Source organism: Serratia sp. K-E0102 (assembly GCF_029962625.1).
In the GTDB taxonomy this organism is placed as follows: Bacteria; Pseudomonadota; Gammaproteobacteria; order Enterobacterales; family Enterobacteriaceae; genus Serratia; species Serratia sarumanii.
In genome coordinates, this window is the sequence record NZ_CP124754.1 from 2,669,845 (window position 1) to 2,690,916 (window position 21,072).

20 protein-coding genes are annotated in these 21,072 nt (G+C 60.3%); 13 read left to right on the forward strand and 7 right to left on the reverse strand.

What is annotated here, in order from left to right; all coding sequences use genetic code 11:
• Window positions 1–30: 30 nt before the first annotated feature.
• Together pbpG and SSARUM2_RS12810 are read left to right on the forward strand one after the other, a co-directional pair.
• Window positions 31–867, forward strand: a complete 837-nt coding sequence (pbpG, locus tag SSARUM2_RS12805; protein WP_033634633.1) for a D-alanyl-D-alanine endopeptidase — start codon at window positions 31–33, stop codon at window positions 865–867.
• A 138-nt stretch (window positions 868–1,005) separates the two neighbouring features.
• A complete protein-coding gene (locus tag SSARUM2_RS12810) occupies window positions 1,006–1,992 on the forward strand; it encodes an MsnO8 family LLM class oxidoreductase (RefSeq protein WP_060452623.1) in 987 nt (328 codons plus the stop codon).
• Here SSARUM2_RS12810 and SSARUM2_RS12815 read toward each other — a convergent pair.
• A complete protein-coding gene (locus SSARUM2_RS12815; RefSeq protein WP_049195508.1) occupies window positions 1,989–3,293 on the reverse strand; it encodes an aminotransferase class I/II-fold pyridoxal phosphate-dependent enzyme in 1,305 nt (434 codons plus the stop codon). The genes SSARUM2_RS12810 and SSARUM2_RS12815 overlap by 4 nt on opposite strands.
• Window positions 3,294–3,359: 66 nt before the next feature.
• Between SSARUM2_RS12815 and SSARUM2_RS12820 the strand changes: the two genes are divergently transcribed.
• Genes SSARUM2_RS12820 through pdxY form a run of 3 tightly spaced genes read left to right on the forward strand, consistent with a single transcriptional unit; the run spans window position 3,360 to window position 5,173 of the window.
• Complete coding sequence (locus tag SSARUM2_RS12820) at window positions 3,360–3,614, forward strand: hypothetical protein (protein ID WP_033634636.1); 255 nt, start codon at window positions 3,360–3,362, stop codon at window positions 3,612–3,614.
• Window positions 3,611–4,327, forward strand: coding sequence for a glutamine amidotransferase (locus SSARUM2_RS12825; RefSeq protein ID WP_047567319.1), 717 nt, complete (start codon window positions 3,611–3,613; stop codon window positions 4,325–4,327). The genes SSARUM2_RS12820 and SSARUM2_RS12825 overlap by 4 nt, the downstream gene beginning before the upstream one ends.
• 3 nt (window positions 4,328–4,330) lie before the next feature.
• Window positions 4,331–5,173, forward strand: a complete 843-nt coding sequence (pdxY, locus tag SSARUM2_RS12830; protein ID WP_049233180.1) for a pyridoxal kinase — start codon at window positions 4,331–4,333, stop codon at window positions 5,171–5,173.
• Window positions 5,174–5,216: 43 nt separating this feature from the next.
• On the opposite strand, the gene SSARUM2_RS12835 is transcribed toward pdxY, so the two are convergent.
• From SSARUM2_RS12835 to SSARUM2_RS12850, 4 genes are all read right to left on the reverse strand, one after another.
• On the reverse strand, window positions 5,217–5,930 hold the full coding sequence (locus SSARUM2_RS12835) for a flagellar brake protein (protein WP_033634639.1): 714 nt from the start codon (window positions 5,928–5,930) through the stop codon (window positions 5,217–5,219).
• Between the two features lie 76 nt (window positions 5,931–6,006).
• The gene (locus tag SSARUM2_RS12840; RefSeq protein WP_033634640.1) at window positions 6,007–6,789 is read right to left on the reverse strand and encodes an N-formylglutamate amidohydrolase; all 783 of its coding nucleotides are present in this window, start codon (window positions 6,787–6,789) and stop codon (window positions 6,007–6,009) included.
• Window positions 6,790–6,890: 101 nt separating this feature from the next.
• A complete protein-coding gene (gene olsF / locus SSARUM2_RS12845) occupies window positions 6,891–8,612 on the reverse strand; it encodes an ornithine lipid synthase OlsF (RefSeq protein ID WP_043147518.1) in 1,722 nt (573 codons plus the stop codon).
• Window positions 8,613–8,767: 155 nt separating this feature from the next.
• Window positions 8,768–9,040: a hypothetical protein gene (locus SSARUM2_RS12850; protein ID WP_125460732.1), complete on the reverse strand. Its 273-nt coding sequence runs from the start codon at window positions 9,038–9,040 to the stop codon at window positions 8,768–8,770.
• 261 nt (window positions 9,041–9,301) lie between these two features.
• Here SSARUM2_RS12850 and SSARUM2_RS12855 point away from each other — a divergent pair, with 261 nt between their 5' ends.
• The 6 genes from SSARUM2_RS12855 to uspE all read left to right on the forward strand — a co-directional run bounded on the left by SSARUM2_RS12855 (window position 9,302) and on the right by uspE (window position 14,830).
• On the forward strand, window positions 9,302–10,468 hold the full coding sequence (locus SSARUM2_RS12855) for an SIS domain-containing protein (RefSeq protein ID WP_060438619.1): 1,167 nt from the start codon (window positions 9,302–9,304) through the stop codon (window positions 10,466–10,468).
• A gap of 9 nt (window positions 10,469–10,477) precedes the next feature.
• Window positions 10,478–11,332: a tagatose bisphosphate family class II aldolase gene (locus SSARUM2_RS12860; RefSeq protein WP_033634643.1), complete on the forward strand. Its 855-nt coding sequence runs from the start codon at window positions 10,478–10,480 to the stop codon at window positions 11,330–11,332.
• A gap of 306 nt (window positions 11,333–11,638) precedes the next feature.
• A complete protein-coding gene (locus tag SSARUM2_RS12865; protein ID WP_033648420.1) occupies window positions 11,639–11,950 on the forward strand; it encodes a hypothetical protein in 312 nt (103 codons plus the stop codon).
• A gap of 219 nt (window positions 11,951–12,169) precedes the next feature.
• Window positions 12,170–12,694, forward strand: coding sequence for a methylated-DNA--[protein]-cysteine S-methyltransferase (gene ogt / locus SSARUM2_RS12870; RefSeq protein WP_041035243.1), 525 nt, complete (start codon window positions 12,170–12,172; stop codon window positions 12,692–12,694).
• Between the two features lie 281 nt (window positions 12,695–12,975).
• The gene (locus tag SSARUM2_RS12875; protein WP_033634646.1) at window positions 12,976–13,740 is read left to right on the forward strand and encodes an FNR family transcription factor; all 765 of its coding nucleotides are present in this window, start codon (window positions 12,976–12,978) and stop codon (window positions 13,738–13,740) included.
• A gap of 127 nt (window positions 13,741–13,867) precedes the next feature.
• Window positions 13,868–14,830: a universal stress protein UspE gene (uspE, locus tag SSARUM2_RS12880; protein WP_033648422.1), complete on the forward strand. Its 963-nt coding sequence runs from the start codon at window positions 13,868–13,870 to the stop codon at window positions 14,828–14,830.
• Window positions 14,831–14,883: 53 nt separating this feature from the next.
• On the opposite strand, the gene pntB is transcribed toward uspE, so the two are convergent.
• Both pntB and pntA read right to left on the reverse strand, forming a co-directional pair.
• The gene (gene pntB / locus SSARUM2_RS12885) at window positions 14,884–16,278 is read right to left on the reverse strand and encodes a Re/Si-specific NAD(P)(+) transhydrogenase subunit beta (protein ID WP_033634648.1); all 1,395 of its coding nucleotides are present in this window, start codon (window positions 16,276–16,278) and stop codon (window positions 14,884–14,886) included.
• Between the two features lie 10 nt (window positions 16,279–16,288).
• Entirely contained in the window at window positions 16,289–17,818 is a 1,530-nt protein-coding gene (gene pntA / locus SSARUM2_RS12890; protein ID WP_004938288.1) for a Re/Si-specific NAD(P)(+) transhydrogenase subunit alpha, read from the reverse strand.
• A 537-nt stretch (window positions 17,819–18,355) separates the two neighbouring features.
• Between pntA and ydgH the strand changes: the two genes are divergently transcribed.
• Entirely contained in the window at window positions 18,356–19,306 is a 951-nt protein-coding gene (ydgH, locus tag SSARUM2_RS12895) for a DUF1471 family protein YdgH (protein ID WP_004938291.1), read from the forward strand.
• A 244-nt stretch (window positions 19,307–19,550) separates the two neighbouring features.
• A complete protein-coding gene (locus SSARUM2_RS12900) occupies window positions 19,551–20,942 on the forward strand; it encodes an amino acid permease (RefSeq protein WP_041035248.1) in 1,392 nt (463 codons plus the stop codon).
• The last annotated feature ends 130 nt before the right edge of the window (window positions 20,943–21,072 follow it).

Consider the following 21,072-nt stretch of genomic DNA (forward strand, 5'->3'; position numbering starts at 1 on the left):
TAATCACTTAGGGTCACTATTGCCGCCGTTATGCTTTTATCTCACGCTTTTCTCCGTCTGCCCGCCCGGCGCTTCGGCGCCGCCCTCCTGTTCAGCCTGCTGTTCGTTTTGGCGCCCGTGCATGCCGCTGCGCCGCCGCTGGTGCTGAACGCCAAATCGGTGCTGGTCGTCAATCAACGCACCGGAAAGACGCTCTATCAGAAGCAGCCGAACCGCGTGCTGCCGATCGCCTCGCTCACCAAGCTGATGACCGCCATGGTCGCCCTGGACAGCAAACGCCCGATGGGCAGCAGGCTGAAAGTCACCGCCGCCGATCGCGATCTGCTGAAGAAAACCCACTCGCGCCTGACCATCGGCTCGGTGCTCAGCCGCCGCGACATGCTGCACATCGCCCTGATGTCTTCGGAGAACCGCGCCGCTGCGGCGCTGAGCCGCAGCTATCCCGGCGGACGCAAGGCCTTCGTGGCGAAAATGAATCAGAAAGCGCGCGCCATCGGTATGAAACGCGCCCGCTTCTACGATCCGACCGGGCTGACGCCGCGCAATGTGGCGACCGCCAACGATCTGCTGAAGATGGTCAATCACGCCTATCGCTATCAATCGATTCGCCGCTTCAGCACCGACAAGCAGCAGATCGTGCGTCCTGGCCGAGGCCAGTTGGTCTACCGCAGTTCCAACGGCCTGATCAACAACCCAGCCTGGAAGATCCAGCTGCAGAAAACCGGCTTTACCGACGAGGCCGGCCACTGCCTGGTGATGCGCACCACCATCAAAGGGCAGCCGGTGGTGATGATCCTGCTCGGCGCGCAGTCGCGCTACGGCCACTACCGTGACGCCATTCGTCTGAAGGCCTGGCTCGAAGGATAATATCGCGGCGCTTTACCGATCTGCGCATATCCAAATTCGTTTTGGATCAATGGAATATCCTATCGCCAATCAGTATTAAGGCGCGCGCCGCCCGCATGGTATTTGTCAGGCATATCTGATGAGGAAAGGAGCGGGAAAATGGCTTATGCCTTGAGCATATTGGAAAAGAGTCCGATCGCCGACGGGGAAAGCGCCGCCCAGGCGCTGGCGCGCACGCTGCATCTGGCGCAACAGGCGGAACGCTGGGGCTATCGGCGTTTCTGGCTGGCGGAGCACCACAACACGCCGCAGCTCGCCTGCCCGTCGCCGGAAGTGCTGATCGGCTACCTGCTCGGCCAGACGTCGCGCATCCGCATCGGCTCCGGCGGCGTAATGCTGCAACACTACAGCGCCTACAAGGTGGCCGAAAACTTTAACCTGCTGGCGGCGTTGGCGCCGGGGCGCGTCGATCTCGGGGTGGGCAAAGCGCCCGGCGGCCTGCCGCTCGCCACCCAGGCGCTGCAGGCTGCCCATGACCGGCAACACAAGCCGGCTTTCCCGCAGCAGCTGTCGCAGCTGACCGCCTATCTGAACGACGACGCCGAGCCCGGCCTGAGCGCCACGCCGCTGCCGCCGCATGCTGCCCAGCGCTTTCTGCTCGGCGCCAGCAAAGAGAGCGCGGCGCTGGCGGCCGAATCCGGCTGGATTTTCGTGTTCGCCGCGCATCTGAACGGCAATCCGCAAGATATCAGCGCGGCGCTGGCGCACTACGCCGCACACAGCGGCGGCCGCAAGGCGCTGCTGGCGGTAGCGGCGATCGTGGCGCCAAGCGCGGAACAGGCCGCGGCGCTGGCGGCGGATATTCAGCAATACCGCGTGCACGTCACCGGTGAGCAGAGCGTGACCGTCGGCAGCCTGGCGCAGGCCGAGAGTTTCGTGCAGCAGGCCGGCGCCACCGACTACCGCATCGAGCCGCGGGAAAGCCATATCCTGCTCGGCACCGCGCCGCAGGTGCATCAACAACTGGCGCAGCTGCAGCAGCGGTACGGCGTGGACGAGTTCATCATCGACACGCCGATCGCCGAACCGAGCGCCCGGCTCACCTCACTGCAGCTGCTGGCGGAGGAGAGCCTGACGCCGGCCTAGTTGATCGCCGTACTGGCCCGCATGGCGTCGGCCAGATCCTGCACCAGAGCCGCCAGTTTCGCCGGCGCCACGTTGGCCAGGCTGACGCGGATCGCAGGATCGCTCTTCAGACGAAAAGGCTCGCCGCCCTGCACCAGCCACCCCCGCTGCGCCATCAGCTGCGCGGCGGCGGTTTCCGACCGCACCGGCAACCACAGGTGCAGCCCTTCACCTACCGCCAGCGCCGTGTGATTCAGCGCGTTGAGCCGTTGCACCAGTTCATCCCTTCTGGCCTGATACGCCTGCTGCGCCCGCTGCAGCTGCCCTTCCTGCAAGGCCTGCCCCCACAGCCTGGCGGCGATCTGCTGCAAGATATGGCTGACCCAGCGCTCGCTGATGTACTGATCGGCGCGCATTGCCTGCAGCAACGTCGGGTTGCCGCAGGCCAGCGCGATGCGCAGATCCGGGCTGAGAAACTTGCTCAGCGACAGCACGTACAGCCCGCGATCGCCGTCGAACGGCAGATGCAGCGGCAGCTGCGACAGCGGCCCCCAGAAGTCGTCGACGATCGCCAGACACTGCGGATTTGCGCTGAGAAAACGCCGCCACTGCTGCGCGCGTTGCGCAGAGAGCGAGGCGCCGGTCGGATTGTGGGCACGCGGCGTCAGGATCACCGCGCCCGCCGCTCCGCTTTCCGGCAACCGACACCCCTGTTCATCCATCGCCAGCGGCAGCGGCCGCAGACGCAGGTGGCGCAGCAGCGTCAATAGCGGCGGCCAGCAGGGATCTTCCACCCACACCGCCGCGCCCGGCTGCATATGGCAGCGCAGCGCCTTTTCCATCGCGTCCAGCGCGCCGGAGAACACCGCCGGTTCCCCCAGCGTGATGCCCTGGCGGCCGAGCCACTCGCGCCCCAGGCCGGTCAATACCGGCAGATCGCCGCTGATGTCATAGCCGTTTTGCTGCGGGAACGCCTCCGCCGCGCCCAGCGCCAACGCCGGCAACAATGCGGCATCGAGGTTGCCGCTGGCCAGATCGCACATCCCCGCCGGCACCTGGCGCGGCGCATAGGCCGCACTCACCGCCGCCAGCGGCGGCTCCAGCACCACCGTTCCCGCCCGCCCGCGCGTCACCACCAGACCGGCATCGCGCAATCGGGCGTATGCGCTGGCGACGGTATTCGGATTGACCTCCAGCTCCGCCGCCAGCTGGCGTACCGGCGGCAACAGCTCGCCCGGCCGCAGCGCGCCGTCTTTGATGCGTGCGGCGATCTGCTCGGCAATCTGGACAGCGCCGCCGCCTTTTGCATACAATGAAGTCATACATAAATCCTTTTGTACTAGTTCAAAATAGATTAACAGCTTCTGCGGCCAAAAGTAAGGGGTTCCATGGATAAACATTACGTGCTCGACATTCAGTATGCAGGAAAGGCCTTTGCCCGCCTGCAGATGTTCACGCCCTGGGCGGCCGATCAGCTGGAGCAGGCGTGCGCGCTGTTCCCGGCCGCGCAAGGTTATCAGGTGCAGCTCAGCCAGGTCAGCGAACGCCGCATCGTCTACCAGAGCGGCGCGCAAGGCATCGCGGTGCTGGGCGAGTCGCTGGCGCTGACGCCGTTCACCCACGCTCACGAGGTTAAACAATGAAGAAAGCCGTCGCCATTCGACACGTCAATTTTGAAAACCTGGGCATCCTCGGTTCCCTGCTCTCGCTGCGCGGCTATCAGATCGACTATTACGATGCCGGCCGCGATGATATTCGTGCTATCAATAATGAAGAGACCGATCTGTTGGTGGTGCTCGGCGGGCCGATCAGCGCCGCCCAACACTTTTCCGGCGCGCAGCGCTATGATTTTCTCGACCATGAATTGGCGCTGGTCAAACAGCGGCTGGCGCAGCGGCGGCCGACCCTTGGGGTGTGTCTCGGCGCGCAGGTGATCGCCCAGGCGTTGGGCGCCGACGTGATCTCGCTCGGCGTCAAAGAGATCGGTTTCGCCCCGCTGACCACGCTCACGGCGCAAGACGACTCGGTGCTGGCACCGCTGGCCGATACGCCGGTGCTGCATTGGCACGGCGATATGTTCACGATCCCGGAGGGCGCCCGCTGCCTGGCCGGCACGGCGGTTTGCCCGCATCAGGCCTTCGACTATCAGGGGTTCGCGCTCGGCCTGCAGTTCCATCTGGAGGCGGATCATCGCGATATCGAACGCTGGCTGATTGGCCATGCCTGCGAACTGGAACTGGCCGGCATCGCGCCCCAGAGCCTGCGCGAACAGGCGGCGCGCCACGGCGCACAGCTGGAACAGCGCGCGCGGCAGGTGTTCGCCCGCTGGCTGGATAATAACGAACCAAGGATGTAACTCATGCAACAGACTTCACCCTTGCGATCACCGTCCATCGACGTGATCAGCATTCAATCTCAGGTGGTCTACGGCAGCGTCGGCAACGGCATCGCCTACCGCGCCCTGCTGAAAAAAGGGCTGGAAGCGCTGCAGGTGCCCAGTGTGCTGTTCGGCTGCCCGCCCTATTACGGCAAGCCGCACGGCGGCGTCATCTCCGGCGAGTGGTTCGGCGGCTTTCTCGACGATCTGATCGCCCGCGGCGTGATGAAGCGCGCCCGGGCGGTGATCGTCGGCTACCTGGGCGACGTGATGCAGTGCCATATTCTGGCCAACTGGCTGCAGCGGGTGCGCGCCCTCAATCCGCAGATAAAGATCTATATCGATCCGGTGATGGGCGATTACGGCGAAGGGATCTACGTGGATGAGCGCATCGTCAACTGCTATCGCTCACCGTTCCTGCGGCTGGCCAACGGCCTGACGCCGAACGGTTTCGAACTGGAGCAGCTGTGCGGCCGGCAACTGAGCAGCCAAGAGCAGACGCAGCACGCCGCGCAGGCGCTGTTGAACGACACCACCGAATGGGTGCTGGTCACCAGCGCGCCGGGTGTGGCGCAGCACGAAGACGAAGTGGGATTGATGCTGGTCACCCGGCAGGAAACGCGGTGCTTTACCCATCCGAAGGTCAAATCGGCGGTCAAAGGCACCGGCGATCTGTTCGCCGCACTGCTGGTGAGCCATCTGCTGCACGGCGCCGCGCTGGACGCGGCCGTGGTCGCCGCCGGCGGCGAAGTGTGCGACGTGCTGGCCGAAGCGGCGCATTTCGGTTGGGAAGAGATCGGCAGCCTGCGGGCGTTACAGCCGTAAGGCCAGTGGAGAGTCAGGGGCAGCGTGCCGCCCCTGATAAATATCAGCGTTTTTTCTTTTTGTTGAAATCCAGCTCGAAGGCGAACACCGCGCTTTGAATTTTGCGCTCCATCGCCAGCCCCAGCTTGAGGAAACGGCACGACAGGCGCGAGAAGTGCACCACCTGATCGTTATCGTCGGTTTCCTGATCGTCGTTGACTACCACCAGCTCCATGTTGACCTTGAAGCTGCCGTAGCTGCCCAAATCCAACTCCGCTTTCTTGAACTGCAGGCCCGGCTGGAAGAAATCCGGCAGCGGGCCGTCGAAACGCAAACCGACGCCGCCGGCGGACAGATCGTGGATCCGCAGCTCATAAGGCGTGCCGTTCGGGTATTCGCCGGTACAGAAGAATTGGCGCCAGTGCGGCGTGGTGATGCGGAACTGGCGGCGGCGCTGGATGTAAACCAACTCCTGCGGCAGCCGGGTCGAGCAGGCCTGGACGCCCTGATGTTCGGTCAGCTCCGCCTGGCCGACGGAAAACTCGATTTTGGCGTCGTTGCTTTCAATCACGATGGTGCAGGCGCCGTCGATGGCGTTTTCCGCTTCCTCACCGCTAAACACGATATTGTCCGGCCCGACGCTCAATAACAGACTTTGAAACCGGTGCTGCTGATTTTCTACGCGCAGCGGCGTGCGTTGTTTGCAAATTTCACGCAGAATCGCCAGAACTTCAAAACGCTCCCGTTTGATAAACAGTCCGTTATCGCTGTGCTCCACACGTCTCTCCTGACTTTTTTTCTAATGACGTATTACGTATTCCTTACGGTTATCATCTCTGGGAATATTCCTAAAGTCAAATTTGCCAGCGCTGCCAGGCCTGCGGCAGCAAGCGTGCGAAACGTTTCGCCCACGCCTGTTGCCCACGTTCGTCGGCGATCAGATCCTGGCGGATTTCGATGCCGACATAAGGCAAACCGCGGCGTTCCGCATGGACCGGCAACGTGTAGTCGGTGGCATCGGTCATCGCATAGGGTTCGTTGATCCCCACCTGCAAATCTCCCTCTTCGCGCAGCAGCTCGGCCAGCAGATGGGCAAATTCCGGGTAACGGTTAAACAGCAGCCCCACCTGCCAGGGGCGCGATGCCCCTTTGAACACCGGCGTGAAACTGTGCATGGCGATCACCGCCGTCGGCAGTTCGCGCAGTTGGCGTTGCCCCAGATGATCGTCGATGGCGTGGTGATACGGCAAAAACACCTCGCGCTCGCGCGCCAGCGCGTGCTCGGCGTCGATACCGATATTGCCGGGGATCGGCGTCAGCTCGGACAAATGCGGGATCGAGCTGGCGATGCCGGGCGCCCGGTTGCAGTCGATCACCAGCCGTGAGTAACGCTGGTGGATCAGCGTGGCGTCCAATTGGCGGCTCAGATGGCGCGACACGCTCAGCGCGCCGATGTCCCAGCCGATGTGGCGTTCGATCTCCCCCGGCGGCAAACCGAGGTCGCCGAGGGATTGCGGGATCGCCTTGCCGGCGTGATCGCACAGCAGCAAAAAGGGCGCTTTGCCGCGCGGGATTTCAACGGCGGCGGCAGAGGGTTCGTCGGCGGACAATAACGGCGGGATAAACGAGTGAGGCATGACGGGCTCCGGCGGTGGAAAGCAAAACGTTTATCGTAGCGCTATCCCGTCGCCGGCCCCAAGGTCGTGCTTAGATCAAAAAGGCATGAGTCAGACTGTAGTCATGCCGTCTCGGCTGGCTGCGGCTGGTGCACCGCGATATAACGCTGATACCGCGACGGCTTGAGCCGCGTGGTATCCACCAGCACCAGCCCGTCGATGCAGTTGTTGAAAGCCGGATCGGTGCCGAAGTCGATAAACTGTACCCCGCCCGGCTCGCACAGTTCGGTGTACTGCTTGTACAGCGTCGGGATCGAGCAGCCGATATTGCTGAGCAGGCTCTTCAGCCGCACCAGATCTTCCTGGTAGTTATCCCCGGCAAACTGCGCCAGCACCTGCGGCAGCGACGCCGGATAAGGCCGGCGCGATTGCGCGAAAGCGTGGTCCGGCGAGAAATAGAGCCGATAGAAGGCGATCAGCAAATCGCGCGCCGCCAGCGGCATGCCGCCGGAGATCGACACCGGGCCGAACAGATAGCGATACTGTGGGTATTTCGCCAGGTAGGCGCCGATGCCCAGCCACAAATAGTCCAGCCCGCGCTTGCCCCAATAGGCCGGCTGAATGAAGCTGCGCCCCAGCTCGATGCCCTGCGCCAGGATCGGCTCCATATCGCGATCGTAGTGGAACAGGCTGTTGCTGTAGATGCTTTCCAGCCCTTTGCGTTCGATTTGTTCGGCGGTGGGGATAAAGCGATAGGCGCCGACGATCTCCAGCTCCTCCTCATCCCACAGCACCAGGTGGTAGTAATCGTCGTCATAGCTGTCCAGATCGCGGCGGCGGCCGGAGCCTTCACCTACCGCGCGGAAGGCGATCTCGCGCAGACGCCCCAGTTCGCGCAGGATCGGCGTGCGCGCTTCGTCGTGGCGGCGATAGAGGTAGATGGTTTTACCGTCCGGCGTTACCCCCAAGCGTTCGCAGTTCGCCAACGCCTTTTTCAGCTCCAGACGCTCTTCCGGCAGCGCGATCGGCGACTCGCTGGCGAACAGCCCCGGCTTGCCCTGGCCCAGGCGATACACGTGGCGGCGAAAACGCTCCGCCAGATCCTTGGCGCTGGTGTGGCCGTCGTGCCAGCTGGCGAACGGCACGCGGCCGCCGACGCGGATCTTGATGCGCCCGCCCCGCTGCTGGAACATTTCGCGCACCAGCAGCAGCGTCGACAGCGGCCGGTAGACCAACGAGGTAAAGTAGAACAGGTTGCTGTTGCGCGCGCTGATGTGTATCGGCACGATCGGCGCGCGCGCCTTGGCGGCCAGGCGCAGAAAACCGGTATGCCAGTGGCCGTCGCGGATGCCTTTCGGGCTCATGCGCGACACTTCGCCGGCCGGGAACAGGATCAGCGCGCCCTGATTGTCCAGCTGCCGCTGCATGCCTTCAATCTGTTTGCGGCTGGTTTTATAAGCGACGTTATCCACCGGCACGAACAGGTTGCGCAGCGGTTCGATGTAGGTCAGCAGCTGGCTGGCCACCACTTTCACATCCGGGCGCACCGCCGCGACGGCGCGCAGCAGCACCAGGCCGTCGAGCGAGCCGATCGGGTGATTGGCCACCAGCACCACCGGCCCCTGGCTCGGGATGTTTTCCAGATCGCCGTCCACCAGCTCGCAGCTGAGGTTGAAGTAGTCCACCACCTGCTCGATCAGATCGAGCCCTTTCAGGTGGGGATAGTCGGCGGCGAACTGTTTGAATTCTTTTTCGAAGAGAAGGGTTCTTAGCAGGCTGCGCTGCCAGGCAGGGGTATTGCGGTGTGGAAATGCATCTTGCAACAGAGAATCCAGGCTGAACATCGCGTTATCTCCTGACGTAGTCGCTGCAAACTTAAGCCAGAGCCGTGACTCTGACGTGTCAGTTACATGACAATAAAATGAATCCATCGACTATCAGGTATAGCAAAGTAATGAAGAATTGGGAGCGAAAGACGCATTTTCGTCCCCACTTGCCTTCACATCGGCGCCGGTAGCGGCGTACGCGGAACAGCACGGTTACGCGCGCCGGCATAAAAAAAACAGTGAAAGCCCGGCGATTGTCGAATTACCGCTGCGGCTTTCGTCATCGGCAGACTGAATAAATAGACGCCGAGAATTGTCGACTGATAAATAACGAATTTGCCGTTTTCACTTTGCGTTGACACCGCTTTCGCTTGCCGCTCAATCGAAAGCAAAAATAAATATAACCAACTGATAGATATAAGTATTTTTAAAATAACCGATTGCATTTCAGCGTTTCGTTTGCTGTAATTCGCCATAACTAACTGAAAGCGTTCCGGTCGGTATCGCCGCGGCTTATTAAGCCGTGGTCGGGCACGGCTACCGGTAAATCCGGAGTTTGCGTTAATGCCCAATACCGCAACACGCCGGGAATTAATTATCGACCCGCAGCAGTGCAGGATCGGTGCTTGCCTACAGGCGCTGCACCATTAGAGGGAGCGACGTGATTATCGCCGACCGTTAACCAAGGCTTTTAAGGAGTTGTCATCATGAACGCGTATTTCTCTTACGAGGCGGATTGGCTGAAGCAGCGCAACGCCTGGCACACCGCCGCAGAGATTTGGCAGCAGCCGGATCTGTGGGCCGCGCTGCACCGGCAATTGCAGGATCAACAGGCGCAGTGGCAGCCGTTCCTGGCGCCGCTGCTGGCCAATCCGCACCTGCAAATCGTACTGTGCGGCGCCGGCAGCTCGGCGTTCGCCGGCCGCGCCCTGGCGCCCTGGCTGCGCGAACGAACCGGCCGCGACGTGGCGGCCTACGGCACCACTGATATCGTCGCCAATCCGCTGCAGTATCTCGACCCTGAGCGGCCGACGCTGCTGGTCTCCTTCGCACGCTCGGGCAACAGCCCGGAGAGCGTGGCGACGGTGGAGCTGGCCGACCAGCTGCTGCCGGAAAGCTATCACCTGATGCTGGTGTGCAACCCGGACAGCCGGCTGGCGCAGTATGCGCATCAGCGTGGTAACGTCTGTTCGCTGGTGATGCCGCAAGGCTCCAACGATCAAAGCTTCGCCATGACCTCCAGCTTCAGCTGCATGATGCTGAGCGCCGCGCTGTTGCTCGGCCCGGCTTCGCTCGAGGCCGCCCAGGCGCCGCTCAACGCCATGGTGCAGCGCTGCCGTACACTGCGCGAAACGCTGCAGCCGCAGGTGAAGGCGTTGGCCGCCAGCGGTTTCCGCCGTTATATCACCCTCGGCGGCAGCTGCTTTACCGGCCTCGCCGAAGAGGCCTCGCTCAAGATGCTGGAGCTGACCGCCGGCCGCATCGTTACGCGCTACGACTCGCCGCTCGGCCTGCGCCACGGCCCGAAATTCATGGTCGACGGCCAGACGTTGGTGGTGCTGATGTTCTCCCACGGCGACTATGCCCGCCAGTATGACCGCGATCTGTGGAACGAACTGCAGCGCGACGGGCTGGCGATGCAGTTGGTCGGATTGACCGGCGAGCGCCAACCCCTGTCCGATGCCCTGCTGCCTATGCACGACGCGGCCGACGATATCTGGCTGCTGTTCCCGTATCTGCTGTTCACCCAGATGCTGGCCTTCGAGAGTTCGCTGGCGCTGGGGCTGACCCCGGACAATCCTTGCCCGACCGGCGAGGTCAACCGGGTGGTGAAAGGCGTGACGATTTACCGTTTTCCTTCCCCGGTGCTGTAAGGAGATCCCATGTATCTGATAGCCAACCGAGAAATGCTGCTCAAGGCGCAGCGTCAGGGTTACGCCGTCCCGGCGTTTAACGTCCACAATCTGGAAACCGTGCAGGTGGTGGCGGAAACCGCCGCCGAACTGCGCTCCCCGGTGATCATGGCCGGCACGCCCGGCACCTTCAGCTATGCCGGCACCGACTACCTGATCGGCATTTGCCAATCGGCCGCGCACCGCTACGATCTGCCGTTGGCGCTGCATCTGGATCATCACGAAGCGCTGGACGACATCGAGCACAAGGTGAAAAGCGGCATCCGCTCGGTGATGATCGACGGTTCCCATTTGCCATTCGAGCAGAACATCGCCAAGGTGGCCGCCGCAGTGGCCCTGTGCCATCGCTACGGCGCCAGCGTGGAAGCGGAGCTGGGGCGCCTGGGCGGGCAGGAAGACGATCTGATCGTCGATACGGCGGACAGCTTCTATACCGACCCGGCGGCGGCACGCGAGTTCGTCGCCGCCACCGGCATCGATTCGCTGGCGGTGGCGATCGGTTCCGCCCATGGCCTGTATCACGGCGAGCCGAAGCTGGACTTCGAGCGCCTGGCGCTGATCCGCGAACAGGTGGACGTGCCCCTGGTGCTGCACGGTGCCTCCGGCATTCCGGAAGCGATGGTTAAGCGCGCGATCTCGCTCGGCGTCTGCAAGGTCAACGTCGCCACCGAATTGAAAATCGCCTTTGCCGATGCGGTGAAAAGCTACTTTTCACAGCACCCGGATGCCAATGACCCGCGCAAATACATCGTCCCCGGCAAGCTGGCGATGAAAGAAGTGGTGGCGGAAAAGATCCGCATCTGCGGCAGCAGCGGTATGCTGTAATCCCCCGCTCGCCCCCGGTTCCTGCGGTTGCGCCACGGGGGCGAAAACATCCCGCCCTTTCCCGCTTTCCTGAGAGAACGATCACAGCCTTTACCCTGCCCGCGCCGGAAACCATTAACCGGTCTTCACTATGATCCAAATCATGGTTTTACTCACCCTACCTCCTTACTATCAAATTCATTGAATGCAGGCAGTAGGATTTTTGCCCATTCGTTTTTATTTCGTCAGGCGAAATAGCTTATTTTATGAAAACAAGGGTGCTTGTTTTTTAATTGGCAGTGTTTTTTACTCTGAGAGGAACAGCGTATGAACCATTACTTAGCCGTATTAAGCGCATTGGTCATTCTGCCCTTCGCTCTGCAAGCAAAACCGCTTTCCGGCAGCCAGGTCGCCTCCGGCGTTGTGCGCTTCACCGGCGCCATTACCACCCCGGCCTGCACCATCACACATCAGGATGAACAGCTTGTCTCCAACTGCTTCGGCAAAGTGACCGAATATCAGAACGGATATATTTCCTCTTCGTTAAAAGAGATGCCAAAAGAATTAGTCTCTGCCGTCACCAGCGAAATAGTGAATAACGATCCCCATTTAAAGCGCGTGACCATCAGCTATAAGTAACGCCAACGCGTTAATGCCTGATTAAATAATAAACAGAACACAACTTGCCTTGATTAATTATAAATTTATTTTATAAATTCATCGGGCAATGACTACCCGGCTTACCCTGAGCCGGCTATTTGGGCAACCCTGCGGTTGCCCATCAGCATGTCCGAAATCCGCCATCGCTTCCCCCGCTTTCGTGCGATAATCGCCATACCAAACCGAGGAGTGATCCAGATGCAGACTTTTTTGATTGATCGTACCGCCACGCCGGTGGGAGAACTGGTGCTGATTGCCGATGAACAGGGGCGCCTGCGGGCGATTGACTGGACCGATCACGAAGCGCGCCTGATGAAGCTGCTGAATACCCACTACCGCACCGATCGCTTCACCCTGCGCGAGCAGCGCGATCCCGGCGGCCTGACCGATGCGATGCAACGCTATTTCGCCGGTGAGCTGAGCATTATCGATCGGCTGCCGGTGATGACCGCCGGCACCGAGTTCCAACGCACCGTATGGCAACAGCTGCGCCAAATCCCGTGCGGCGAGATCCTGACCTACGGCCAGCTGGCGCAACGCATCGGCCGTCCGACCGCCTCGCGCGCGGTCGGCATGGCCAACGGTTCGAATCCGATCAGCATCGTGGTGCCCTGCCACCGGGTTATCGGTTCGCAGGGCGCGCTGACCGGCTATGCCGGCGGCGTACAGCGCAAGCAGTGGCTGTTGCAGCATGAAGGCTACCTGCCGAAAAGTTTGCTGTAGCCGCGGCGATGAGCTCATCCAGCGCCATTGTTTGGCGCTGCTTAATAAAGCACGTTGCTCAACGCCGCGCTCATGCCCGCTTTGGCACTATCAATAACTTGTGTGAATAAAACGCATAAGTCACAAATAATACTCATAACTTCAGTCCCATACAGAATAATCGGCGGCATGTGTGCGCAAAATTCGCACACAATACCCCTATTCATGCTAATGCCACCCTTATCAGCTGCTGCAAAAGATGTTAAAATTGACTCATATCAATTATTGAATGAGCGTAATCTATGATCCCGGAAAAACGCGTGATTCGTCGTATCCAGTCTGGTGGTTGTGCGATCCATTGCCAGGACTGCAGCATCAGCCAGCTGTGCATTCCTTTCACCCTTAATGCCCACGAGCTGGACCAGCTCGACAACATTATCGAGAGGAAAAAGCCCATCCAGAAAGGCCAAACCCTGTTCAAGGCCGGCGACGAGCTGAAGTCGCTGTACGCGATCCGTTCCGGGACCATCAAAAGCTACACCATCACCGAGCAAGGCGACGAGCAGATCACCGGCTTCCACCTCGCGGGCGATCTGGTGGGCTTCGACGCCATCGGCGGTCTGAAGCACCCGAGTTTTGCCCAGGCGCTGGAAACCTCGATGGTGTGTGAGATCCCGTTCGAAACCCTCGACGATCTGTCCGGCAAAATGCCTAACCTGCGTCAGCAGATCATGCGGCTGATGAGCGGCGAGATCAAAGGCGACCAGGACATGATCCTGCTGCTGTCGAAGAAAAACGCCGAAGAGCGCCTGGCGGCGTTCGTTTACAACCTGTCGCGCCGCTTCGCGGAGCGCGGCTTCTCACCGCGCGAGTTCCGTTTGACCATGACCCGCGGCGACATCGGCAACTACCTCGGCCTGACGGTGGAAACCATCAGCCGCCTGCTGGGCCGCTTCCAGAAAAGCGAAATCCTCAGCGTGAAAGGCAAATACATCACCATCGAAAACGCCGACGCCCTGTCGGTGCTGGCCGGTACGCCGCGCATCAACGTGTCCGTTAACGCCTGATTCTCCTGCCGGATCAACATTTCACTGAAATTGTTGATCCGGCGCCGCTTCTGTTGTTGTTCTGTTTTTCAATGTTGGGTTACTCTGTAAATTAACAGACTGTTGATTTCAGCTGTAAGGAGGCCCTATGGCGAAGTATCAGAATCTTCTGGTGGCTATTGACCCCAATCAGGACGACCAGCCGGCATTGCGCCGCGCCGTGTACCTGGTAAAACGGAACGGCGGGCGCATCAAAGCCTTCCTGCCCATTTATGACTTCTCTTACGAAATGACGACCCTGCTCTCCCCGGACGAAAGAACGGCGATGCGGCAAGGTGTGATCAGCCAACGCGCCGCCTGGATCAACGAGCAGTGCCGCTTTTACCTCAACGACGGCGTGCCGATCGAAATCAAAGTGGTCTGGCATAACCGCCCCTTCGAAGCCATCATTCAGGAAGTGCTTTCCGGCCAGCATGATCTGCTGCTGAAAATGGCGCACCAGCACGACCGGCTGGAGTCGGTGATCTTCACCCCCACCGACTGGCACCTGCTGCGCAAATGCCCTTGCCCGGTGTGGATGGTGAAAGACCAGCCCTGGCCGGAAGGCGGTAAAGCGCTGGTGGCGGTCAACCTGGCCAGCGAAGAACCCTATCACGATCCGCTCAATATCAAACTGGTGCAAGAAACCGTCGAACTGGCGCAGAACGTCAACCAGACCGAGGTTCACCTGGTCGGCGCCTATCCCGTTACTCCAATCAACATCGCCATCGAGCTGCCCGATTTCGATCCGAGCGTCTACAACGACGCCATCCGCGGCCAGCATCTGATCGCCATGAAGGCGCTGCGGCAGAAATTCTGCATTAAGGAAGAGTTCACCCACGTGGAAAAAGGCCTGCCGGAAGAAGTGATCCCCGATCTGGCCGAACACCTGCAGGCCGGCGTGGTGGTTCTGGGCACGCTGGGCCGCACCGGCATTTCGGCGGCCTTTATCGGCAACACCGCGGAACATGTGATCGACCATCTGAAATGCGATCTGCTGGTGATTAAGCCGGAGAACTTCAACTGCCCGATTGAGACGGATGAAGACGATGAGCACGACGACGAAGATTAACCCTCGCGCATAAAAAACGGGCCGCTTAGCGGCCCGTTTTTTTGGTTGCTCACTTACTTCTGCAATGCCCGCAGAATCGCTTCCACGCTGTCTTTGGCGTCGCCGAACAGCATCTGGGTGTTCTCCTTGAAGAACAGCGGGTTCTGCACGCCGGCGTAGCCGGTGTTCATCGAGCGTTTGAACGCGATCACGTTCTGCGCTTTCCACACTTCCAATACCGGCATGCCGGCGATCGGGCTGCGCGGATCCTCCAGCGCCGCCGGGTTCACCGTGTCGTTGGCGCCAATCACCAGCACGGTGTCGGTATCCGGGAAATCTTCGTTGATTTCATCCATCTCCAGCACCACGTCGTACGGCACCTTCGCCTCCGCCAGCAGCACGTTCATGTGGCCCGGCAAACGCCCCGCGACCGGGTGAATGCCGAAACGCACCTTCACGCCGCGCGCCCGCAGTTTCTCGGTGATTTCCGCCACCGGATATTGCGCCTGCGCCACCGCCATGCCGTAGCCCGGGGTGATGATCACCGAGGTGGAGTTCTTCAGCTGCTCGGCCACCTCTTCCGCCGTGGTTTCACGGTATTCGCCCATCTCTTCGGCGTCGCCGGTAGACGAACCGTCACTGCCGAAACCGCCGGCGATCACGCTGATAAACGAGCGGTTCATTGCCTTGCACATAATGTAAGACAGGATCGCACCCGAAGAGCCCACCAGCGCGCCGGTGACGATCAGCAGATCGTTGCTCAGCATGAAGCCCGCCGCGGCGGCCGCCCACCCCGAGTAGGAGTTAAGCATCGACACCACCACCGGCATGTCGGCGCCGCCGATCGAGGCCACCAGATGCCAGCCGAACGCCAGCGCGATCGCCGTCATCAGCAGCAGCGTCACCACCTGCCAGCCCACGCTGTCGGTACGCACGAACGCCACCAGCAGCAGGAACGAGATCACCAGCGCCGCCAGATTCAGCTTGTGGCGGTTCGGCAGCATCAGCGGCTTGGAAGAAATGATGCCGCGCAGCTTGCCGAAGGCGACGATCGAACCGGTGAAGGTGACCGCGCCGATAAAGATGCCGAGGAACACTTCGGTCAGATGGATGTTCGCCATCACCGGCTCCATCGGCGCGCCGTGATCCAGGTAGCTGTTGAAGCCGACCAGCACCGCCGCCAGGCCAACGAAGCTGTGCAGCACCGCCACCAGTTCCGGCATTTCAGTCATCTCGACCTTCCTGGCCAGATAGACGCCGATTGAGCCGCCGATGATCATGGCGATGATGATCCAGCCGACGTTGCCGGAATCCGGCCCCAGAATGGTGGCGATCAGCGCGATCGCCATGCCGGCGACGCCGAACAGGTTGCCCTGCTTCGACGTTTCATGGCGCGACAGGCCCGCCAGGCTGAAAATAAACAAAATAGCGGCAACAATGTATGCAGCTGTAACCAATCCTCCAGACATTTGCTACCCCTTAGTTCTTGCGGAACATCTTCAGCATGCGCTGAGTGACGGTGAACCCACCGAAAATATTGATGCTGGCGATCAGCACGGCGATAAAGGAGAGGAAACTAACCCAGCCGCCATGGCCGATCTGCAACAGCGCGCCGACCACGATAATCCCTGAGATCGCGTTGGTGACCGACATCAACGGGGTATGCAGCGCATGGCTGACGTTCCAGACCACGTAGTAACCGACCACGCAAGCCAGCGCGAACACGGTAAAGTGCGACAGGAACTCTTTCGGCGCCGCGTCCGCCAGCCAGCCGAACAGCAGGATTGCCAGAGCCATCAGGCCGTACTTCAGCCACGGCGAGGTCGGTTTGGCTTCGGGTTTGGCGGCCGGTGCGGCGGCGGGCGCCGCTTTCGGCTGGGCGGAGACCTGGATCGGCGGCGCCGGCCAGGTGATTTCACCGCTGCGCACCACGGTAACGCCGCGGATCACCGTATCGTCGAAATCGATGTCGATCTCGCCGTTTTTCTCTTTCGACAGCAGCTTCAGCAGGTTGACCAGGTTGGTGCCGTACAGCTGCGAAGATTGGGTCGGCAGGCGGCTCGGCAGATCGGTATAGCCGATGATTTTCACGCCGTTGTCGGTCACGGTAATGGTGTCGGCCACGGTCAGCTCGCAGTTGCCGCCGGTTTGCGCCGCCAGATCGACGATCACGCTGCCCGGTTTCATCGACGCCACCATCTCTTTGGTGATCAGTTTCGGCGCCGGTTTACCCGGGATCAGCGCGGTGGTGACGATGATATCGACCTCCGCCGCCTGCGCGGCGAACAGCGCCATCTCGGCCTTGATAAAGGCTTCGGACATTACTTTGGCGTAACCGTCGCCGCTGCCCGCTTCCTCTTCAAAATCCAGCTCGAGGAATTCCGCGCCCATGCTCTGCACCTGCTCTTTCACTTCCGGGCGGGTATCGAAGGCGCGCACGATGGCACCGAGGCTGCCCGCGGCGCCGATCGCCGCCAGGCCGGCCACGCCGGCGCCGATGATCATCACCTTGGCCGGCGGCACTTTGCCCGCGGCGGTGATCTGGCCGGTGAAGAAACGGCCGAACTCATGCGCCGCTTCGACGATCGCGCGGTAGCCGGCGATGTTGGCCATCGAGCTCAGCGCGTCCATCGACTGGGCGCGCGAGATGCGCGGCACCGAGTCCATCGCCAGCGCGGTGACATTGCGCGCCGCCAGCTTGGCCATCAATTCGGGGTTTTGCGCCGGCCAGATAAAGCTGACCAGCGTGCTGCCTTCGCGCATCAAGGCGATCTCGTCGTCTTGCGGCGCGTTGACTTTCAGAATCAGATCCGACTGCCACACTTCGCTTTCGTCGACCAGCGCCGCGCCGGCGGCTTCGTAGGCGACGTCCTCAAAACTGGCCAGTTTGCCCGCCCCGCGTTCAATCGCGACGGTAAAACCCAGCTTCAGCAGTTGTTCCACCGTTTTCGGCGTGGCTGCGACCCGGGCTTCATTGGCCAACCGCTCTCTTGGTACACCAATACGCATAATGTTCCCTTCTCACCTGTCTTGGATGATGTTTATTATTTTCCTGCCCATAGCACGGCGTCACCGGCGGGCGTGGCATTAACTTGCCCGCACTGATTTCAGACGCCAACTATAACCTACTGAAAATAAGGTCGATGATCCATAATTGCTTACGCATTCAGCTCTGTTTTTACATAAAAACGCCGCGCGTGATATGACAAATCGCAATTTACTGTGAAAAAATCCATACAGAACAGCGCATTCTGCGTGACAAGAGATTTACGCCCGGCGTAACGATTTATGGCCATGCGCGGTGTAAAAGCATAAAAGTTATCATTTTGTGAATAATTAACATTAATGACACCAAAGCCGTTATTATGGAAACTTATGGCTATGGCGCCATCCGTGCGCCCGGCGTCACCGTCGGCGATTTGTCGCACGGGATAACATAAAATGCTGAGACAGTTTTCAGAATTACATGTAATAATCGACGGCTGAATTACACTTAAACAGTTCAGTACGTTATAAACGTTAATGCGCTAGGCGAAAGGATTTTTTATGAAGCTGAAGACCACGATCATCGCGTCAGCCTTGTTATCACTCACCGCGCTGTCTGCTCATGCGGCGCAAGAGTTAACTCCTGAGAAAGCAGCGGCGCTGAAGCCGTTTGATCGCATCACGATTACCGGCCGCTTCAATGCCATCAATGAAGCCGTCGACGCCGTATCCCGCCGTGCAGACAAACTGGGTGCCGATTCCTTCTATATCCAGGACAGCAACAACAGCAACAACGGCGGCAACTGGCGCGTCACCGCAGACCTTTATCATAAAGATGCGCCAGAAGTGAGCAAAACACCAAAATACCGCGTATTTAACGGCGTGAACGAACTGCCTAAAGAGGAAGCCTATCTGCTGGAGCCTTACGATACCGTGAGCGTCAGCGGTTTCTACCGCAGCCAGCCGGACATCAACGACGCCATCTCCAAAGAAGCGAAGAAAAAAGGCGCCGCCTCGTTCTTCATCGTGCGCCAGGTTGACGCCAACTCCGGCGGCAACCAGTTCGTTACCGCCTACATATATAAGGCCGATGCGCCAAAACGCCGCGTGCAGAGCCCGGACGCCATTCCGGCCGATTCTGACGCCGGTCGCGCCGCGCTGGCCGCCGGCGGCGCCGCTGCCGCGAAAGTCGAAATTCCTGGCGTCGCGTCTTCCGGTTCGCCAAGCCGCGAAGTGGGCCGTTTCTTTGAAACCCAGTCTTCTACCGGCCAACGCTATACCGTCACGCTGCCTAACGGCACCAAGATCCAGGAAGTGAACAACGTGACCGCCGCGCAGATGGTGCCGTTCGATTCCGTCACCTTCACCGGCCACTTCAACAGCATGACCGATGTCTCCACCGAAGTGGCGAAACGCGCGGCCGAGAAAGGCGCCAAGTACTACCACGTCACCCGCCAGTGGCAGAACAAGAGCGGCGGCAACCTGACCGTCAGCGCCGATCTGTTCAAATAAAACCCGCTTTTCGGTTTACCATCGGGCAGCCCTTGAGCTGCCCGTTTTTATTGCCGCTTTTTTCATCACGCGTTGAATAGTTTTTTGTAAATTCCGCATATTCAATCATTGCATCTCTAATCATCCCTCCGTAAAATTTGCGCCAATTTTTAGGGCTATTGTCTATTCGCGCAGTGGTAGTTAATACATTGTTGCCACCAAGCAGTTCCCTTCCAGTTGTTTATTCTGCGTTCAGGATCCGTCATTGGAAAAAAAACTCGGTCTTACCGCGCTAACCGCTTTGGTGCTCAGCTCAATGCTGGGTGCCGGCGTGTTCAGTCTGCCGCAAAACATGGCGCAGGTCGCCAGCCCCGCCGCGCTGCTGCTGGGTTGGGGGATCACCGGCGTCGGCATTCTGTTTTTGGCCTTCGCCATGCTGTTGCTTACGCGTTTGCGTCCGGATCTGGACGGCGGCATTTTCACCTACGCCAAGGAAGGGTTCGGCGAGCTGGTGGGCTTCTGCTCCGCCTGGGGTTACTGGCTGTGCGCCGTGATCGCCAACGTCTCGTATCTGGTGATCGTGTTCGCGGCGCTGAGTATCTTCACCGATCGCGGCGGCAGCGTGATTCTCGGTGACGGCAATACCTGGCAGGCGCTGATCGCCGAATCCGCCCTGCTGTGGATCGTGCACGCGCTGGTGCTGCGCGGCGTGCAAACCGCCGCCAGCATCAATCTGGCGGCCACCCTCGCCAAGCTGTTGCCGCTGGGAATGTTCGCCGTTCTGGCGGCAATCGCCTTTAAAATGGACGTGTTCACGCTGGATTTCAAAGGCATCGCCCTCGGCAAGCCGGTGTGGGAACAGGTCAAGGACACCATGTTGATCACCCTGTGGGTGTTTATCGGCGTGGAAGGCGCGGTGGTGGTTTCCGCCCGCGCCCGCAATAAGAAAGACGTGGGCCGCGCCACCATGCTGGCGGTGCTGTCGGCGCTGGCGGTGTATCTGATGGTGACGCTGCTGTCGCTGGGCGTGGTGCCGCGCAGCGAACTGGCCGAAATGCGCAATCCGTCGATGGCGGTGCTGATGGTGGAACTGATTGGCCCGTGGGGAGACGTGATCATCGCCGCCGGCCTGATCATTTCCGTATGCGGCGCCTACCTGAGCTGGACCATCATGGCGGCGGAAGTGCCGCTGCTGGCCGCGCAGCACGGCGCATTTCCACGCGTATTCGGCAAGCAGAACCGCCATCACGCCCCGTCCTCTTCGCTGTGGCTGACCAACATCGCGGTGCAGCTGGCGCTGGTGCTGATCTGGCTGACCGGCAGCAACTATAACTCGCTGCTGACCATCGCTTCGGAAATGATCCTGGTGCCTTACTTCCTGGTTGGCGCGTTTCTGTTCAAGGTGGCTTACCGCCGCCGCGACAAACGCCTGATCTTCGCCGCCACCGGTGCCTGCGTCTATGGCCTGTGGCTGCTGTACGCTTCCGGGCTGATGCACCTGCTGATGTCGGTGCTGCTGTATGCGCCTGGGCTGTTGGTGTTCATGTATGCCCGCCGCGGCCATCGGGACATCAATCTGCTCAACCGGCTGGAAAAGAGCAGCATCTTCTTGCTGCTGGCGGCCACGCTGCCTGCCGGTTGGCTTATGCTGCACTAAAATCGCCTGTCAATGCGGCTGCCCGTCAGCCGCATTTCGTTTCCCCCTTCTTTCTTCTTTCCCCGTTACCCCGCTACCCGTTGTTGATCCGTCAGTTGCTCCTCTTGCGATCTTAAATGCAATTAATTAT

Coding starts and splice junctions, on each gene's coding strand:
- SSARUM2_RS12820 (WP_033634636.1), top strand. CDS start 3,360: ATGGATAAACATTACGTGCTCGACATTCAGTATGCAGGAAAGGCCTTT.
- SSARUM2_RS12860 (WP_033634643.1), top strand. CDS start 10,478: ATGTATCTGATAGCCAACCGAGAAATGCTGCTCAAGGCGCAGCGTCAG.
- SSARUM2_RS12865 (WP_033648420.1), top strand. CDS start 11,639: ATGAACCATTACTTAGCCGTATTAAGCGCATTGGTCATTCTGCCCTTC.
- pntB (WP_033634648.1), bottom strand. CDS start 16,278: ATGTCTGGAGGATTGGTTACAGCTGCATACATTGTTGCCGCTATTTTG.
- SSARUM2_RS12850 (WP_125460732.1), bottom strand. CDS start 9,040: ATGCAATCGGTTATTTTAAAAATACTTATATCTATCAGTTGGTTATAT.
- uspE (WP_033648422.1), top strand. CDS start 13,868: ATGGCGAAGTATCAGAATCTTCTGGTGGCTATTGACCCCAATCAGGAC.
- SSARUM2_RS12815 (WP_049195508.1), bottom strand. CDS start 3,293: ATGACTTCATTGTATGCAAAAGGCGGCGGCGCTGTCCAGATTGCCGAG.
- ydgH (WP_004938291.1), top strand. CDS start 18,356: ATGAAGCTGAAGACCACGATCATCGCGTCAGCCTTGTTATCACTCACC.
- pntA (WP_004938288.1), bottom strand. CDS start 17,818: ATGCGTATTGGTGTACCAAGAGAGCGGTTGGCCAATGAAGCCCGGGTC.
- SSARUM2_RS12810 (WP_060452623.1), top strand. CDS start 1,006: ATGGCTTATGCCTTGAGCATATTGGAAAAGAGTCCGATCGCCGACGGG.
- SSARUM2_RS12840 (WP_033634640.1), bottom strand. CDS start 6,789: ATGCCTCACTCGTTTATCCCGCCGTTATTGTCCGCCGACGAACCCTCT.
- SSARUM2_RS12855 (WP_060438619.1), top strand. CDS start 9,302: ATGAACGCGTATTTCTCTTACGAGGCGGATTGGCTGAAGCAGCGCAAC.
- SSARUM2_RS12875 (WP_033634646.1), top strand. CDS start 12,976: ATGATCCCGGAAAAACGCGTGATTCGTCGTATCCAGTCTGGTGGTTGT.
- olsF (WP_043147518.1), bottom strand. CDS start 8,612: ATGTTCAGCCTGGATTCTCTGTTGCAAGATGCATTTCCACACCGCAAT.
- ogt (WP_041035243.1), top strand. CDS start 12,170: ATGCAGACTTTTTTGATTGATCGTACCGCCACGCCGGTGGGAGAACTG.
- pbpG (WP_033634633.1), top strand. CDS start 31: ATGCTTTTATCTCACGCTTTTCTCCGTCTGCCCGCCCGGCGCTTCGGC.
- pdxY (WP_049233180.1), top strand. CDS start 4,331: ATGCAACAGACTTCACCCTTGCGATCACCGTCCATCGACGTGATCAGC.
- SSARUM2_RS12825 (WP_047567319.1), top strand. CDS start 3,611: ATGAAGAAAGCCGTCGCCATTCGACACGTCAATTTTGAAAACCTGGGC.